This window comes from Sinorhizobium sp. 6-70 (genome assembly GCF_030124375.1).
Lineage (GTDB): Bacteria > Pseudomonadota > Alphaproteobacteria > Rhizobiales > Rhizobiaceae > Sinorhizobium.
The window spans coordinates 588,758-604,919 of record NZ_JASKLS010000001.1; the positions used below are offsets into that span (position 1 = coordinate 588,758).

15 protein-coding genes are annotated in these 16,162 nt (G+C 62.7%); 7 read left to right on the forward strand and 8 right to left on the reverse strand.

What is annotated here, in order from left to right; genetic code table 11:
* Positions 1-147 precede the first annotated feature (147 nt).
* The 3 genes from QN222_RS02915 (at position 148) to QN222_RS02925 (ending at position 3,673) form a co-directional block, all read left to right on the forward strand.
* Positions 148-948, forward strand: coding sequence for a class I SAM-dependent methyltransferase (locus QN222_RS02915; RefSeq protein ID WP_283964291.1), 801 nt, complete (start codon positions 148-150; stop codon positions 946-948).
* A gap of 240 nt (positions 949-1,188) precedes the next feature.
* On the forward strand, positions 1,189-1,656 hold the full coding sequence (locus QN222_RS02920) for a truncated hemoglobin (protein WP_283964292.1): 468 nt from the start codon (positions 1,189-1,191) through the stop codon (positions 1,654-1,656).
* A 274-nt stretch (positions 1,657-1,930) separates the two neighbouring features.
* Positions 1,931-3,673 carry an adenylate/guanylate cyclase domain-containing protein gene (locus tag QN222_RS02925; protein ID WP_283964293.1) on the forward strand — a complete coding sequence of 581 codons (1,743 nt, stop codon included), beginning with the start codon at positions 1,931-1,933 and terminating at the stop codon, positions 3,671-3,673.
* A 308-nt stretch (positions 3,674-3,981) separates the two neighbouring features.
* On the opposite strand, the gene QN222_RS02930 is transcribed toward QN222_RS02925, so the two are convergent.
* Positions 3,982-4,455 carry a BA14K family protein gene (locus QN222_RS02930; protein WP_283964294.1) on the reverse strand — a complete coding sequence of 158 codons (474 nt, stop codon included), beginning with the start codon at positions 4,453-4,455 and terminating at the stop codon, positions 3,982-3,984.
* A gap of 444 nt (positions 4,456-4,899) precedes the next feature.
* Between QN222_RS02930 and QN222_RS02935 the strand changes: the two genes are divergently transcribed.
* On the forward strand, positions 4,900-5,406 hold the full coding sequence (locus QN222_RS02935) for a hypothetical protein (RefSeq protein WP_283964295.1): 507 nt from the start codon (positions 4,900-4,902) through the stop codon (positions 5,404-5,406).
* 114 nt (positions 5,407-5,520) lie between these two features.
* Here the strand turns inward: QN222_RS02935 and QN222_RS02940 are convergent, their stop codons facing one another.
* A complete protein-coding gene (locus QN222_RS02940) occupies positions 5,521-6,015 on the reverse strand; it encodes a BA14K family protein (protein ID WP_283964296.1) in 495 nt (164 codons plus the stop codon).
* 415 nt (positions 6,016-6,430) lie between these two features.
* Between QN222_RS02940 and QN222_RS02945 the strand changes: the two genes are divergently transcribed.
* Positions 6,431-6,985: a murein L,D-transpeptidase family protein gene (locus tag QN222_RS02945; protein WP_283964297.1), complete on the forward strand. Its 555-nt coding sequence runs from the start codon at positions 6,431-6,433 to the stop codon at positions 6,983-6,985.
* 267 nt (positions 6,986-7,252) lie between these two features.
* Entirely contained in the window at positions 7,253-7,558 is a 306-nt protein-coding gene (locus tag QN222_RS02950; protein ID WP_283964298.1) for a hypothetical protein, read from the forward strand.
* A gap of 47 nt (positions 7,559-7,605) precedes the next feature.
* On the opposite strand, the gene QN222_RS02955 is transcribed toward QN222_RS02950, so the two are convergent.
* From QN222_RS02955 to QN222_RS02980, 6 genes are all read right to left on the reverse strand, one after another.
* Complete coding sequence (locus tag QN222_RS02955; RefSeq protein ID WP_283964299.1) at positions 7,606-8,349, reverse strand: DUF1194 domain-containing protein; 744 nt, start codon at positions 8,347-8,349, stop codon at positions 7,606-7,608.
* Positions 8,285-9,499: a septal ring lytic transglycosylase RlpA family protein gene (locus tag QN222_RS02960; protein ID WP_283964300.1), complete on the reverse strand. Its 1,215-nt coding sequence runs from the start codon at positions 9,497-9,499 to the stop codon at positions 8,285-8,287. Before QN222_RS02960 ends, QN222_RS02955 begins: the two co-directional genes overlap by 65 nt.
* A gap of 1,170 nt (positions 9,500-10,669) precedes the next feature.
* Positions 10,670-11,284 (reverse strand): hypothetical protein, encoded by a 615-nt coding sequence (locus tag QN222_RS02965; protein WP_283964301.1) that lies wholly within the window; start codon positions 11,282-11,284, stop codon positions 10,670-10,672.
* 249 nt (positions 11,285-11,533) lie between these two features.
* The gene (locus QN222_RS02970) at positions 11,534-12,049 is read right to left on the reverse strand and encodes a helix-turn-helix domain-containing protein (protein ID WP_283964302.1); all 516 of its coding nucleotides are present in this window, start codon (positions 12,047-12,049) and stop codon (positions 11,534-11,536) included.
* A gap of 1,016 nt (positions 12,050-13,065) precedes the next feature.
* Positions 13,066-13,521, reverse strand: a complete 456-nt coding sequence (locus QN222_RS02975) for a hypothetical protein (protein WP_283964303.1) — start codon at positions 13,519-13,521, stop codon at positions 13,066-13,068.
* Positions 13,490-14,458 carry a hypothetical protein gene (locus QN222_RS02980; RefSeq protein WP_284005215.1) on the reverse strand — a complete coding sequence of 323 codons (969 nt, stop codon included), beginning with the start codon at positions 14,456-14,458 and terminating at the stop codon, positions 13,490-13,492. The genes QN222_RS02975 and QN222_RS02980 overlap by 32 nt, the downstream gene beginning before the upstream one ends.
* 960 nt (positions 14,459-15,418) lie before the next feature.
* On the opposite strand from QN222_RS02980, the gene QN222_RS02985 reads away from it, so the two are divergent.
* Positions 15,419-16,102: a helix-turn-helix transcriptional regulator gene (locus tag QN222_RS02985; protein ID WP_283964306.1), complete on the forward strand. Its 684-nt coding sequence runs from the start codon at positions 15,419-15,421 to the stop codon at positions 16,100-16,102.
* Positions 16,103-16,162 lie beyond the last annotated feature (60 nt).

Consider the following 16,162-nt stretch of genomic DNA (forward strand, 5'->3'; position numbering starts at 1 on the left):
GATCCGGGTTGGGTGGAAAGCGATCCTAGAGCGCCCTGCGGACGAATTGTTGACATACTGTCGTGGGGCTGCAAGGAAATGTCGGACGCGCATTGATCGTAAGTGCAACCAAGCATAATTTGCCCGTGTTTCAGGAGCGTCTAGGACATGCCCCCCTCCAGGCTTGCCAGGCAATTCGGGCGACAAGCCTTCGGAGAAAATCCGGCCAGCTACCATAGTTCACGTCCCGAATATCCCGACTGGGTTTACCACACCCTTTGCTCACGATGCGGCCTGGGCAGCAACACTCGGACTTTCGAGATCGGCGCAGGCACGGGAACGGCGACACGCCGGCTGCTTGATCTTGGCGCCGATCCGTTGACGGCGATAGAGCCCGACCGTCGCCTCGCCGGCTTCCTGAGGAAGCATAATCCAGACAACGCATTAAACGTACTTGCCGCCGCATTCGAGGAGGCGATCCTTGACGAGGAAGCTTTCGACCTGGGTGTGTGTGCGACCGCGTTTCATTGGCTGGATGAAGACGCGGCTCTCGTGAAGGTCGCGCGCTTACTTCGGCCCGGCGGCTGGTGGGCGGCTGTATGGAACGTGTTTGGCGACGACAGCCTCCCCGATCCGTTTCATGAAGCCACAAAGGAACTGCTAGCGCCACTCTCCAGCCCTTCAGCCGGTGAAAGAGGGATACCATTCGGGCTCGATGCTGCGGCTCGAATGGCAGCCCTGAAGAGCACGAACGCGTTTGACATCGTCGACAATTTGACGAGCCGCTGGTCCCTGGTTCTCGATGCGGACCAGACCGTCGCCTTGTACTCGACCTATTCGAACGTGCTTGCCCTTCCTGATCGCGACACCGTGCTGACCGAGCTCGGTCGTATTGCGCGCGCTGAATTTGGAGGCCGCGTCGTGCGGAACATGATTACGAGCCTCTATATTGCGCGTCGAGCAGGTTAGACCGAGGCATTCTCACTCTGCCTGAATGAACGCATCGGGTCGCGAGCAGTGCGTCGCTCGTCCGCCGAATGCCTTGAACAGCGTGTAATCACGCGCCCTCGCCTCGCCAACAGCTCTTGGCGTGACGTCCGCAATGTCTATATAACGCGGGCCGCAGATGCGGCCGAACTACAGCGCTGCGCGTCTTATCGGACGCGCAGGGGAATTTGAATTGCTGCATGTTGTGCCATAGGTGATCGAATGAACGACGAATTGCAGGCGCGAGCTGCGCACTCCGCAGCGATCCGCGAACGCGCGGAAGCAGAGATGAACGCGATCGGGATCGACCATGCGTTCATTGGTCGGTTGGTCGACACGTTCTATGCCCGTGTGCTGGCGCATCCGGAGCTTGGACCCGTGTTCGACGCAAGGCTTTCGGGGCGCTGGCCGGAGCACATGGAGAAGATGAAAAGCTTCTGGTCTTCGGTTGCCTTCCGCAGCGGCGCCTATGGCGGGAAGCCGGTCCAGGCGCATTTTGGCATCGCCAACATGAAACCGGAGCTTTTCCCGAAATGGCTGGCGCTCTTTGCCGCGACGCTTGACGACATTGCACCGAACAACGACGCGAAGGCCTGGTTCATGACCACGGCAGAGCGCATTGCGCGAAGCTTGACCCTCTCACTCTTCTACAATCCGGCGCTCGACGACCCGGCACTCAAGCGTTCCTGAATTCGGCACTTTTGCCGATGACGGATGTCCCTTTCCGGCACTGAGCGGACCTTGCACCTGAGGTCCGCGTTGGGTGGGGCTTTGCCCTTCACCTCAACCGCCGGAGTGGCATGATCGCGCTGATTGCGCACCAGCGCATTGCGTCGACCGAGGTGGTTTTGAAAGCCGGCTGGCTAAGCTGGATGCCAGTGTCCGGATCAGAAGCAGCTCAATGGACTTCTATCCAAGGCGCAAATACCATAGCCGCAGTTCCACCTCCTCGGTAGAATGCCCGATGGCCGAAGAACGCGTCCAGCGCCGTCTTGCAGCAATCGTCGTCGCGGACGTGGTTGGCTACTCGCGATTGATGGAGGAGGACGAAGTTGCGACACTGGCAGTGCTGAAGGAGCGCCGGGCGACAATTCTCCAGCCTATCGTGCGCGCCCATGGCGGCCGCATCGTCAAAGTGATGGGAGACGGGGTCCTTCTGGAGTTCCCAAGCGCGGTCAACGCCATGTCTGGAGCGATCGAGTTGCAGCGGAAGATGCAGGCCTCAAACGCTGCCATGCCGGAGGCGCGCCGTATCGTCTTGCGCATCGGAATCAATCTCGGTGATGTCGTCATAGACGGCGGTGACGTCTATGGTGACGGCGTCAACATCGCCGCAAGGCTACAAAGCCTCGCCGAGCCGGGTGCCATCTACGTGTCGGCGGGCATCCGCGATCAAGTCAAGCGGAAGCTCGCGCTTGGCTTCGATGATCTCGGGCCGAAATCCCTGAAAAACATCGCCGAAGAAGTTCATGTCTATCGCGTACTCTCCGAGCCCGCAGCCACGAAGGACCACGCAGAAAAGGCGGAGCTACCGCTGCCTGCCAGGCCGTCCATCGCCGTGTTGCCGTTCACCAATCTGAGCGGGGAAGCCGAATACGACCTTTTCACAGACGGATTGACCGAAGACCTTATTACCGACCTCTCAAGAAATGCTGGCCTGTTTGTCATCGCGCGCCATTCGACCTTCGCCTACAAGGGGAAATCGGTCGACGTTCGATTGATCGCGCGCGAGTTGGGCGTTCGCTACCTCGTGGAGGGTAGTGCACGCCGCGCCGCCGGTCGCGTGCGCATCAATGTCCAGCTCATCGACGCCGTTGGCGCAGACCACCTCTGGGCCGAACGCTTCGACCGAAATCTCGAAGACATTTTCGGCGTACAGGACGAAGTCACAGGCAAGATCGTCGAAGCCTTGGTTGGACGCCTGGCGGAATCACCGTCACGCAACCGTCCGAAGAGCCTGGAAGCTTATGACCTTTGTGTCCGTGGGCGAAGTCTGGTCTCAGCGTTCAACAGTTCTCCAGAAGCACTGCGCGAGGCCCAGATACTGTTGAACCAGGCAGTCTCCATTGACCCCGAATATGCGGAGGCATTTCGCTGGCTGGCTTTTGTTCACTGGCAAATATGGGCACAGAGCATCGATCCCACCGAAGAGAACCGCTCGCGAGCCATTGAACTGGCCCGCCAGGCGGTGGCATTGGACGAGAACGACGCCGCCAATCATTGGTTTATCGGATTTTTGTTGGCCAATGAGAAACGCTGGCCCGAGTCCGATGAAGAGTTCGCAGCCGCCTTCACGCTGGAACCAAACAATGCGGATGCCTTGGCCATCTGTTCGGAACTTGCGGCGTTCGCAGGTCGCGCATCGGAAGCGATCGAAATGATGCAGAGGGCGCTTCGACTGAATCCGCACCCGGCTGGGTGGTATTATTGGCAGCTTGGCCTCGCGCATTACGCCGCCCGCCAATATGAAGAAGCCGTTAAGATTTTGCGCATGGAGGCGATCTACCGCAGCCCCTCGCGCCGCATACTGGCGGCTAGCCTTGCCCAGCTCGGGCGCAGAGACGAGGCGATGCGCGAGGCAGCTCTTTTCATGGCGATGACCCCGAAATTCACCATCACCCACTGGGCCGCGGCACAACCCGCCCGCGATCCGGAGACAGTCCAGCGGTTCGTCGAAGGCTATCGCATGGCCGGATTGCCGGAATAGAAGCTAACGTCCAATTCCGTACGCTCTCTTGAATGAGCATCCCACAAAGCTGATCGCAAGGTCCGCTCTTGCGTCGGAAAGCGCCTTCTACAGCGCCGCGCGTCTTATCAGACGCGCAAAGGACGCTGTAGCACTTTGAAGTGCTGCATGTTTTTATCCTTAAATCGGCTACGATTTAAGGAAACATGTAGTAGGCAACGGGAGCCGACGTTAGAGATGGCTCGAGAGCGGAAACTGGCGCTTCCAGGATAACTTCCGCTCCGCGCGCAATTCGGACAACGCGCCGCCCGCCGAGTTCCCCTGCCCGCTCAATTATACGGCGAGTTGCAGGCGCGGCGCGGGCCCTCGTGCGGCTGGAAGGTATTGTCGGTCGAGCGGTAGGAAATGTAGCGCTGGCGGCACCAGCGGGCATGTGCATTGGCGTCGTAGCGGATCACCTGCTGCTGCCGGCGCACGCGTCCGGGGTCGAGCGCGGGCGGCTTCGGCCCGCCGACGGTCGCGCCCGGGCCGATGCCGATATCGTAGCGCTGGCCGCGATAGCGCGCGGCGGCGCCGGAGTTCGGATAACGGTTGACCTGGAAGTCCCGGTACTCCCGCTCGATGAAGAGCTCGTGGCGGGACATGCCCCGATAGCCGCTCCCGTAGTTGTTGCCATAGTTTCCCCTGAGCGGCACGCCCGTGCAGACGCCGATGCACGGCGTCTGGGCCGCGACCGGCGGCACGGCCGAAACTGCGGTCAGGAGCGCAAGTGCGATGGTGGCTGTAATCTTCACGGGCTTCACCTTTCCCTTCCTTCTTGAAGGAACGATTTTCGCGGAAGGATTGATCCCTTCATAATCATACACCATCACACAATGAAAGACGCGCGTTTCGGCAGCCTCTCTCGCATGGACGACCTGCTGCGTGTTTCCCCAAGTCCCACCCAGATCATAAACGTGCTCGATTCCGATAAGTTGCACGCGGGACGCGGGCGGAAAACCGTGCACACTTTTCCTCATCCCGCTCTAAGTTGCGCCGCGGGATGCTGGGCGGAAAACCGTGCACACTTTTCCTCATCCCGCTCTAGGTTGCGCCGCGGGATGCTGGGCGGAAAACCGCGCACACTTTTCCTCATCCCGCTCCAGTTTGGAAGTTTTGAGAACTATTTGGGTGAGCTTAATTACGACGCTGTTCGTATCCCGCAGAATTCAGCCTCTATCAGATCTGCTGTTTTGTTGGAGGCTGCCATGAACGATACTTGCACCCTTGCGCCGGCCTGGCATCAGGCAGCGCGGCCGGAAACGCCCGTGGGGCCGGCGGAAGTGTCGCGTCGGCAGGGCGGCCGGGCGACCCCGCGAGCCGTTGTCGTGACCCGGGACGAGCGGAAACGCCTTCGCCGGGACCTTGAGCCAAAGTCGAAGGCCAATCCCCATTTGGTCGACGATATCGGTCTCGAGCCAGAGGCCGCCGGGCCCTTCGCTGGACATGGAACGGCCAACGGTTTCCTGCGGCTTCTCGGAAGCCTCGGCACCTTGGCCGCCCGATGGAAAATGTCGGGGAGAATGCGGCGAGATGGCTCGGCAATCCCGATCGACGATTTGAGCGAAGGACAGTTGCGTGAACTGGGTATCAGCCGCGTTGCACGGAGGATGCGGTGGCTTGACGGCTGCGAGACGCAGTTCCTCATCGATTTCGAGTACCGCATCGATCCGGACGTCTCACGTGAAAGTGAGCGCTACCGCATGTATCCTTAAATCCCAGCCGATTTAAGGATAAAAACATCCAGCAATTCAAAGTGCTCCAGACGCTACCTCAGCGCGCTCGTTTGAACGCGCTGCACTCCCAGCATATGGGTCACCCATCCGCCGTCAATAGTAAGGCGAGACGCACACCTGGCGCGGACCGTAATAGGGCTGGAACGTGTTGTCGTAAGCCCGATAGGACCGGTAGCGCGCATAGCACCAGTTCGTGTGCGCGTTGCCGCCATAATAGGACTGGCGGTAATAGCGCGGCGCGTAATAGCGCGGGCGATAAGCCGGGGCATAGTAGCCCTCGTCGTAATAGGTCGGGCCGTAATAGCGCGGCTGCGCCAGCAGACCGCCGATGAGCGCACCGGCCGCGAGCCCACCGAGCGCCCAGCCCCAGTCGTCATTATCATTGTGGTGATGATGGCGGTGGCCGCCGTGATAACCGCCCCATCCACGGTTGTAGCCGCCGCGGTAACGCCTGTACTGGACCGGCTGCGCCTCCGGCACTTCGACCTTCGGCATCGCCGGCGCGGCAATGGTGGGAAACGCCATGGCCGGCGGAACGCTCGTCAGCGCCGTCGCCAGCGACAAGGCAATGATTGCTAGCCTCTTCATTGGCTTCACCTTTTCCTCCACAGCGCCGCGCATCAAACGCGATGCGCAAACGACGCTGCGGCACTTTAACCTGCTCGCATATTTTCGTCTTTAATCGGTTTTGATTCAAGGAATTACGCAAGCAGAAGGAAAGCATTCCTTTCAAATAATGGCCGAATCGCGGTGCTGTGAGACCCGCCGCGAAAAAAACATGATTTCTTGCTCGCGGGACGCCCACTCACGCCTTGCTTCCACATGCACTGGTAGAAACGGCCATCCTGTCATGGAAGGAACGCGGCACGCAAGTCGCGTGCCCCCGCGTCTCGGGCGCGCAAGGGACACTGCGGCACTTTGAATTGCTGCATGGTTTCTACCCTTGAATCGGCTAGGATTTAAGGAAACGTGCAATGCTCGACGTTCAGACGGGGCACGCGAAATGACGGTGTTAGGGATCCTGAAGAAAGCACTGCTCGCGGCGGCGCTCGTCCTCGCCGGTGCCGGAGGCTATACGCTCGCGGCAAGGCACAACGGCCCCGGCATCCCGCCGGAAATGGCGGCGCCCGAGTTGCAGGCCAAGGAAGTGGTGGTCGACAAGTCCGCACGCTCGCTCAAGCTCCTGCGCGATGGCACGGTGCTTGGCGAATATAGCGTGTCACTCGGCGGTAATCCTCTCGGCCACAAGGAGCGCGAGGGCGACCGGCGAACGCCGGAGGGCGACTACCGGATCGACTGGCGCAACCCGAATTCCGCCTTCCACCTGAGCCTCCACGTTTCCTACCCCGATGCCGCCGATGAGGCGCGCGCCGCGGCCGCAGGCGAAAGCCCCGGCGGCGACATCATGATCCACGGCCTGCCGAACGGCTGGGGCTTCCTCGGCTCGCTCCACCTCCTTCTCGACTGGACCAACGGCTGCATCGCCGTCACCGACGAGGAAATGCGCGAAATCTGGTCATTGGTCCCCGACGGCACCCCGATCCGCATCGAGGCGTGAGCGGGCGCCACCACGGCAACACTTTTTCCCCTCGCCTGGTCAAGCCGGCGCCAAGCCCACGGAACGCTCCGGGCGATACCGCGTTATTGTTTCAACCGCAGCGTTCGCCGCTCGCATGTTTGCTCGATCTGGAACCGAATTCGGGATAAACATTGAGTGGTCCGAAATGGTGCAGCGGCCTTTGCGCGAAGGCACGCGGGGCGCGCTGCAGAGCGTGCGCTCGATAGCATCCGGTGACCGGATGCTACATGGACACAGGAGTATGCCATGAGCGTTTCTCTTAAAACTATCGTCCTTTCATCCGCCCTCGTTGCAGCAGCCGCGCCGGCCTTTGCCGACGGCTACTACTATGTGGATCGCGCGCCGACAGGCAGCATCTACTACGCCGATCCGACACCGGACGTCGTCTACGTCGATCCCATGCCCACCGGCAGCATCTATTATCAGGGCTATAGTCGTCGGATACCGCCGGCGAACCTCGGCGCAGCCCGCGACCGCTACACCAACGAATACCAGGGTAGCCACCAGAACGATTATTACCTGGGCATCACACCCCCGCCGACAGCTCCCTGAGCGGGTCGTGGCGCGTTGCTAAGTATTGGATGACGCAGGCAGGTGTTTCACCGGTCCGCCGGCCTCCGCGATGCGATCTCATAGCGCGAGGCCGATGCGGTCGCCTTGCTGATTTCATTCTGGAGCTTTTTCCGCAAGGCAACGGCGTAATCATCCGCGGTCGCGGGTTCGAGCGCGAACGAGCCGCTGCCCCCGATCACATTGTCGATGAAATAGCCGAGCAGATGGTAGGCAACACCAGCTTTCGCCTGCGGTATGGCGATCGCGTTGATGATGTAGCCGCTTCTCAGCGCATCTAGCCTGCTCTGTGCGATTGGCGGGCCATCGTTGTTGGTTCCGCTGGCGGAGATGTCGATGACCTTGGTGAGCGCATGGCCGTTGTAGGCATCGAGAAGCATGCTGCCGGCGGCGATCGCCGAAGATATCGATGTCCCGCAATACGTCGAGCAACCGTCGCCGCCGGCCCCATCCCGTCGAATAACCTGGGCGGCCATCACCCCATCGGCGCGATTGCATATCACCGTCCACGGCAGCACCAGCCGCGCCAGCCCCGGGCTCGACCATTCCAGGTAGGCGATGGCGATGCAGCCGTTCAACCCCGTGGCAATGGCGGCGATCACCCTTGGCTCGGAAAGCGCGCGCGCATGCCCCTCGCGCTGCAGCCTTGCGATAGTCCGATCGATCGAGGCCGAGGCATCGACGGCAAACACGATCGCGGCATCGACGTCAGCGGCAAGCACAGGGCCGCAAGGCGCCGCAAGCAGCAGCGACAGGAAAACTAGCGCCCGCATGGTATCTCCCCCCGGGCCTGAGGCGGAATATTTTACGCCTGCGGGTCGCCGTCGCCAAGCGGCGGCGCCTTATGGAGAACACGCCGGTCAGACGCCTGTTGCGATCGACACCCGGCAGAGGGAGAACCTGAAGCTCGCACATGTCGCGCACAGCGTCGTCACTCCCCTGGTCCAGGCAATAGTTGACATCGAGCGTCACCACGTCGCGGACCGTTGCATCGCCGGCCGTGACCATGCCGATGCGGCGGCGAGCCTCAGACATGAAGCCAGCATCCTGATCCGCCGATGCGATCGCGGCATTTCGTGACATCGATCGCGTGTATTCGGACGGCCGTTCAGGCAACATCACGATTTTCTCGGATGTCTGGAACGCGGCCTCGGCGTTGCTCCCCGTCTGATGGGAGGCGCTCGGCCTGTTGCCGGCAAGGTTCGTCTGGGTCGACCAGAGGGACTGACTGTCGCTCCGCACATGGTTCGACTGAGCCACCATCACGCCGGTTGCGACCTGCGGCACCGGATTGACAGCCGGGAAGCGATCACCCTTCCTGGCGTAGGATGCCATGAGATAGGGCATATCGTTTCCGTCCGGGCGGGCGCGGCCCACATATTGCACCCGCACCGAAACCGTGCCGCGGCGCGTCAGGTCCAGCATGTCTGCTGCCTTGCCGGAAAGGTCGATGATGCGCCCCTTATGATAGGGACCGCGGTCGTTGACGCGTACGATGACCGACGAACCGTTCTCAAGATTGGTCACCCGCACGTAGCTCGGCAAAGGAAGGGTCGGATGCGCGGCGGAAAGATGATCCGGAAAGTAGACCTCGCCGTTCGCGGTCAGCCTCCCGCGAAACGCCGAGCTGTACCGCGAAGCGACGCCGTTCCTGTCGTAGTTCGGATCTTCCCTCGGATAGTAGCGCTTGCCTTTCACGACATAGGGCTTGCCGACCACATAACGGCCGCGGCCCCTCGGGCTCTTCTTGCCGTGGGCGACCCGCTGGCTCGCCTTCACGCCGTACAGCTTTTCGAGAGCATATCCCCTGCTGCTGCTCGTGTTCGGCACTTGCGTGGTGGTACAGGTGGCACAGCAGGCGCAAACCATGATGATCGCCAACCATCGTACGCCTTTGACGGCCGTACCTGCATCAATAGCCATCTGCCCAAAGCGACAGCCTTCCGTGCGTCTGCGGCAAGCCTCGACACAAACGCTCATGTAGGCTGGAGCGCCGCGCGTTCAAATGAACGCGCAAAAGACGAATCCGGAGCCTCTTTCTGCCTTAAGTGATTCCACTTGAAAGCACGATGCTCCAGGCGCTCGCAGTCTGCTGTGCATTGGGTCGAAAGACAGACGGAATAGCAGCCGAGGCACGCGTCGATGCATTGCAGCATTCTGGGACCGTGCCACGAAATTCGCTCCATCCGTGAAATGATTGCCAAATCGGCGTGGATGCCAAAAGTTCCCTCGGGATACAGGAATTTTTGCCAACGCCGCCGCCCTTTCATCCCCGGCCCTCTCCTTCCGTCATCCTCAGGCTTGCCCGGAGGATCCAAACACAGGTGGCGACCATCCCTCGCGCGGTAAAGTGGCGGCTCGGTTCTGGATCCTCGGGTCAAGCCCGAGGATGACCAAGCATGGGCGGAGCCGCCGTCAGCCGCCGGAAACTGCCGCGCGACTTTTCAGGACGACATCTCTATATTCGCGCAAGCCCTTCTCGAAGATGAGCGCAATCAGCCCCGCCTCGGCCACGCGAGTTGCAGCTCCGAACTCTCCTCCTCAGGCCTTCTCCTCCCATCCGTCATCCTGAAGCCTTCGCATTCCATCATCTTGGGCCTTCTCCTCGCGTCATCCTCGGGCTTGACCCGAGGATCCAAACACAGGCGACGGGAACCCTCGCGCGGTGCAGTGGCCCTCGATTCTGGATTCTCGGATCAACCGAGGATGACCGAGCATGGGCGGAACCGCCGTCAGTCGTCGGAAACTGCCGCGCGACTTTTCAGGACGACATCTCTATATTCGCGCAAGCCCTTCTTGAAGATGAGCGCAATCAGCCCCGCCTCGATCACGCGAGTTGCAGCTCCGAACTCTCCTCCTCAGGCCTTCTCCTCCCATCCATCATCCTGAAGCCTTCGCATTCCATCATCCTGGCCTTCTCCTCGCGTCATCCTCGGGCTTGACCCGAGGATCCAAACACAGGTGGCGACCATCCCTCGCGGTGAATTGGCCGCTCGGTTCTGGATCCTCGGGTCAAGCCCGAGGATGACCGAGCATGGGCGGAACCGCCGTCAGTCGTCAGAAACTGTCGATTCTAGGATATTATTCCTATTATCACTCAAACGGAGCACCGCCCTCCCCATATTCGCGCAGGCCCTTGTCGAAGAGGAGCGCATTCAGCCCGCGCCTCAGCCATGCGAGTTGCGGCCCCGGCATCAGCCTGAGGCCCTCATAGTCCATGACGCAGACATTGAAGACCGTGGTTTTGACCTGCCGCCCTTCCGCGCACCCGGAAAGCACGCCGTCGAGCCGCATCATCCGGTCGGCGGCCTTCAGCACCGTGCGGGCCCGCTCCTCGGTCGTCTCGCCCGGATGTCCCGCCACGCGGTCGAGCGCCTGGGCGCGCACGCTGGGATAAGGGATGCCGTTCAGGTGATAGTAGCGCGCCATCGCGATCGCATAGTCGTCGCCGGCCTCACGCTGCTCGGCGGTGATGCGCCCGTCGAGGAACAGGCGGCCGAGTGTGTAGCCGGCGAAGGCGCTCGTCGTGTCCAGCCCATGCATGCGCTTGCGCGCGGCGAGCGCCACCGCGATCGCTTGCCTCTCGCTCTCCTTTTTCGACCATTCCGGCCGGATCTTGCCGCAGGCGAAGCGCTCGGCATTCACCTTGCGCGGGCGTCCAAGCTGGGCCTTGCGCTTTGCACGCAGTTTCTGGGCTTTGCTCGTCATTTTCGGGTCCTTTCACAAGCGGGGTAGGAAAAGTGTGTGCGGTTTTCCGTCCACCCCCGCGCCAGCAAAGAAGCGGGGTAGGAAAAGTGTGAAGCGGTCTTCCGTCTGACCCCGCGCCAGCAAAGAAGCGGGGTGGGAAAAGTGTGTGCGGTCGTCGCCCGGTCGCGGTCGGAGAGCATGAATCGATTTCTCCGAAATCGCGCGCAAACGCTTGAAATGCTTGCACCAAACACCAGCGCCATAACCGGCTCAAGCATCCGCCGATCGCCGCTGCACCACACCGAGCACGGTCGTGTGCTTGCGGTGGAAGATGCGGCCGAGCAGCGGCAGCGAGAGGTCCTTGCGGGCGTCGTAGACCGCCCGCATACAGGCGTGCCTAGGTTCGACCAGCCTGCGCTCGCGGCGCACGCTGATGATGTCCTCCCAGGTGACACCGGGGAAGCGTTCGAGCACCACCGCAACGATCTCTTCTACCGGCGGCCGGTCGCCGTCCTCGGCCGCCTCGACCGGCCTTTGCCCGAGCAGCGCCTGTGCCTGGGCAATCAACCGCGCCCCGGCATCGGCAAGTTCCGTCTCGAGCGCCGCGATCCGCCGCGCCTTCGCCGCATTATCGCCCGCGAGCGCCTGAAGCCGCCTTTCGAGCTCCGCCGCCGCGGCCGCCGAAACAACCGCGTTTGCCGGCCTGACCAGCCGCTCGCGCACGGCGCTGTAATGCTGAGTGAGCCGCGCCAGTTGCGACTGCGTCCCTTCCAAATGGTTCGTCACTGCTTACTCCTGTTTTCCCTGCCGGCCTCGTTTCGCGTTTCGGCGCCTCTTGAGGACTCAATCATTTCGCCGGCTAATGTTTTTCAGTTCGGGCTGAACATCATCGGCGCCGTGGATGACTCCGTCTGGCCGCAACACAGACGCCACGAAACCGGCGCCACTATCCCGCTCCAACGCAAGATTCTCCCGCGCCCAAGGACTTGCGCGCGCTGGATTCCTGTGACAGGCACAGGAATGAGGGAGAGCGAGGCTGCGGCTGTGCAAGATCGAGCCAACCGAGGGCGCGGTGGTCGATGCTCCTTGTGTGGCCCCGTCACTCGTCATGTGTGGCACCTGAACTGCGATAGCCTGCACCTGTCTTGCGCGGCCAACCCAGCACGCCCTCATCCCTGTGCTCGTCACAGGGATCCAGCCACGGCGCGTCGGCGCCGTGAATGACTCCGTCCGGGCGCAACACGGACGCCGCGAAGCCGGCGCCGCCATCCCGCTCAACGCAAGATTCTCCCGCGCCCAAGGACTTGGGCGCACTGGATTCCTGTGACAGGCACAGGAATGAGGGAGAGCGAGGCTGACGCTGTGCAAGATCGAGCCAACCGAGGGTGCGGTGGTCGATGCTCCTTGTGTGGCCCCGTCACTCGTCATGTGTGGCACCTGAACTGCGATAGCCTCCACCTGTCTTGTGCGGCCAACCCAGCACTCCCTCATCCCTGTGCTCGTCACAGGGATCCAGCCACGGCGCGCCGGCGCCGTGAATGACTCCGTCCGGGCGCAACACGGACGCTGCGAAAGCGGCGCCACCATCCCGCTCGACGCAAGATTCCCCCGCGCGCAAGGACTTGGGCGCACTGGATTCCTGTGACGAGCACGGGAGGACGGTGCTATGGCTGAGCAAGATCGAGCCGGGGCATGTTCTGCGGTTGCTGCTCTCTGTGCAGCCAACCGGGACTCCGCCACCCCTGTGTTCGTCAAAGACATGAGGTTCCAGGTGTGAGCGGCGGCAGCCGCGCGCACCCCCATCATTGGCCCTGCTCCGGCAGGGGCGGCTCGGCCCGATCCGCGCTTACCTGCCCGCGAAAACGGGCGAGGATCGCCCGTACCCGCGCCTTGCTTTCCGGCGAAGGCTTGGGCCGCGAAAGCGCCTGCAGGGTCTCCGCCGTCGCCCGCGCCCGGGCCATGTCCTCCCTGGCGCCCAGCGCCTCCTTGCGGGCGAAGGCGGCGAGTTCTGCCGGCAATGGCATGAAGGCGGGCTTCGCGGTGGCATATTCGCCGCGCTTCAGTTTCACGATCGCCGCCATCAGCCCGCATGCCGGGACGTTCGAAAGCGCCAGCGTGTATTCGCGCAGGAAATCGGTGGGCGCGATCGCAGCCGGCGCCGCCATGCCGCCGCGCTTCAGCGCGTCCAGGCACTCGGCCACGCGCTCCGGCGGCGCCGGCCTCTGGCTATCGGCGAGCCTGCCAATCTCTTCGTTCAAGTTCGAAAGTCGTACCGGTAAAGTCGTCATTGCCTGCCCGTCCCAATGCCCTATCGAGTTCGCGCTGCACCTCGTCCTGGTGCGCCCTGAAATTGCCCTTCCCGCTCGCATCACCCGGCGGCGCCCGCCCGAAAAAGGCCCGCGGCCGGCCGGCATTGCGGATCCAGTTGCGCCAGGTCGCCTGCCAGTCGAGCTTGCTCGCCTCGCGCCCTGCCTTGGCGCGCCAGTAGTCGCGGAATTTCTCGAACTCGGCCTCCGCCTCCGCCCGGCCAAAGCCATTGCCCGCCGCGAAATCCCAGTCGGGCGCGAAAGCGTCGGGCAGCCGCGTCCCCCGCCGCCTTCCCCCGCTCCGGTTGGCCTCGCCGCGATAGGCCCGCCGATGCCCGGCCTCCCGGTAATCACCGTTGCCATGCCCCATCGGCGGATAGCCATGCCGGCACTCGGCGACCGGGCGCTCAGCTTGCGGAGACGCGCTTGGTCGTGGTTCGGCCGGCAAGATTCCGGCGGCATCGTCCCGCTCATCAGAACGCCAAAGACTTGGCCCAGCGGGACTTTGCCCCGCCTGGCCTGGAGCATTTGAGGCCCGGCGAGTGACGGCCGGCCCGGCGGCTATTGGGTTCGGGGTTGGGTTAATTTCTTTAGGGGGTGCGGGGGACCTTTCTTTATGGGGAAGGGGGGCGTCACGCTCCGTCACGCGGCTGTCACCGGCCGTCGCGTGACGCGGGCAAGCCTCGCCCTGAACTCCCTCCGCTTCCTCCCGCGCCAGCCGTTGCCGGCGGCGCTGCTGGCGGGCGCGGTCGGACGCTCGGCGCCGCTCAAGCGCGTCGAGCGCATGCGCCTCGGCGGTCGAAACCGCCGAAAGGATCATCTCCGGCGTCGCCCCTGCCTCCACCAGCGCCGCCACGATCGCCGAGATCCGCAATGCCGCTTCCCTCATCCTGCCTTCCGCCTCTCACGAACAGCGCCTTGCCGAACGCCGCTACCGTTTGAATTTCCACCTCACCCCTCGGACCGGCGCGCCGCTCCAGGAGATCACAAGAGATCACGCAAGCGCGCACCCGACCCGGGCCTGCACGGAATTCCCGTCGCGGCGCCGATTTCGCTGCGCATCCCATCGATGTTCTCGAATTCCCGCAGGCGCCGAACCGGCCGCAGGACCTCCTCCCTCACCCGCCCGGCCACGGCCGGACGACATTTGGTTCGGGTGCGAAGCCCTGTCGGTTGAGGTCCAGCCGACAGGGCTTCGCGCTGATCGCCGGGGAGGAGAGCGGCGATCAGTTCCTGCGGGGTGCAGGAAAAGTGCGGAGCGGTTTTCCGTTCGCACCCCGCATCCCAAGAACCCCCGGGGTGCAGGAAAAGTGCGAAGCGGTTTTCCGTCCGCACCCCGCATCCCAAGAACCCCGGGGTGCAGGAAAAGTGCGAAGCGGTTTTCCGTTCGCACCCCGCATCCCAAGAACCCCCGGGATGCAGGAAAGGTGCGAAGCGGTTTTCCGTCCGCACCCCGCATCCCCGTCCTCGGGAACGTGCGACGGCGCTTTCCGTTCACACCCGCACCCCGAGAAACTCGGGCGCGCGGATTTGCGAAGCGGACTTCCGCCTCCACCAGCACCTCAAAAACCGGGAAGATCGTGCGTCGCCCTTCTGCTGGCCCCGCCCAGTCCCCCGGGGCATCCAAGGGGATGCCCACAAGACTGATCTAGGGCACGGCCGAAGGCTTGAAAGGCGTAAGCCGGACGAAGGTCGGTAAAATCTTACGCTGCCGCCTCTTCATCCCTGCCTCCGTTGTTCGCGTTTCCATGTCGTCATGAATGACACCATTCGTGTTGCCATGTCAACATGATTTGTGTTATGCATGTCGCTATGTTCCGGACGACGAGCGAGGAATATGTTCCGATCCATGAGCGACAAAGCTGAAAGATTGCGCGAGGCGCGCCGCAAGGCCGGCTATCGGTTTGCCTCCGATGCCGCCAACGCGCTTGGCGTCATCGCCTCGACCTATCGCGCCCACGAAAACGGCCAGAACGACTTCGAACTCGCCGAGGCCAAGTTCTACGGCCGGCGCTTCGATGTCGATCCGCTGTGGCTGCTCGACGGCGATCGGCGGGCGGGCAGCGGCGCCGCGCCCGTGGAGCCCGTGGGCGTCGACGAGCCGAACGGCACGGATATCACCCCGGTCGTCGGCCAGGGCAAAAAGATCCCCGTCTTCGGCCAGGCCGTCGGCGGAGTGGACGGTGAATTCCTAATGAATGGCAATGTGTTGTACGAAGTCATGGCGCCGCCGATCCTCTCGGACATTTCCGGCGCCTATGCGGTCTCGGTTTCCGGCGATTCCATGTATCCGCGCTACGAGGACGGCGAGGTCTGCTTTGTCGACCCCAAACGCCCGGTGAGGCGCGGCGACTATGTGATCGCCCAGATCCGGCTCGAAGAAAACGGCGCGCTGCTCGCCTACGTCAAGAAGTTCGTCCGCCACAACACCGCCGAGCTGGTGCTCGAGCAGTTCAACCCGCCAAAGGAACTCCGCTTCGACGCCAACACCGTCCACTCGGTCCACTACATCGCGCTCGCCGGGAATGCGTGAGCGGGAGTTGGTGCGCGGCTGGGCTGCTCGGGCGCCTTCGCTCCAGCCACGGCGCCTTGG

Coding starts and splice junctions, on each gene's coding strand:
- QN222_RS02915 (WP_283964291.1), top strand. CDS start 148: ATGCCCCCCTCCAGGCTTGCCAGGCAATTCGGGCGACAAGCCTTCGGA.
- QN222_RS02920 (WP_283964292.1), top strand. CDS start 1,189: ATGAACGACGAATTGCAGGCGCGAGCTGCGCACTCCGCAGCGATCCGC.
- QN222_RS02925 (WP_283964293.1), top strand. CDS start 1,931: ATGGCCGAAGAACGCGTCCAGCGCCGTCTTGCAGCAATCGTCGTCGCG.
- QN222_RS02935 (WP_283964295.1), top strand. CDS start 4,900: ATGAACGATACTTGCACCCTTGCGCCGGCCTGGCATCAGGCAGCGCGG.
- QN222_RS02940 (WP_283964296.1), bottom strand. CDS start 6,015: ATGAAGAGGCTAGCAATCATTGCCTTGTCGCTGGCGACGGCGCTGACG.
- QN222_RS02945 (WP_283964297.1), top strand. CDS start 6,431: ATGACGGTGTTAGGGATCCTGAAGAAAGCACTGCTCGCGGCGGCGCTC.
- QN222_RS02950 (WP_283964298.1), top strand. CDS start 7,253: ATGAGCGTTTCTCTTAAAACTATCGTCCTTTCATCCGCCCTCGTTGCA.
- QN222_RS02955 (WP_283964299.1), bottom strand. CDS start 8,349: ATGCGGGCGCTAGTTTTCCTGTCGCTGCTGCTTGCGGCGCCTTGCGGC.
- QN222_RS02960 (WP_283964300.1), bottom strand. CDS start 9,499: ATGGCTATTGATGCAGGTACGGCCGTCAAAGGCGTACGATGGTTGGCG.
- QN222_RS02965 (WP_283964301.1), bottom strand. CDS start 11,284: ATGACGAGCAAAGCCCAGAAACTGCGTGCAAAGCGCAAGGCCCAGCTT.
- QN222_RS02980 (WP_284005215.1), bottom strand. CDS start 14,458: ATGAGGGAAGCGGCATTGCGGATCTCGGCGATCGTGGCGGCGCTGGTG.
- QN222_RS02985 (WP_283964306.1), top strand. CDS start 15,419: ATGAGCGACAAAGCTGAAAGATTGCGCGAGGCGCGCCGCAAGGCCGGC.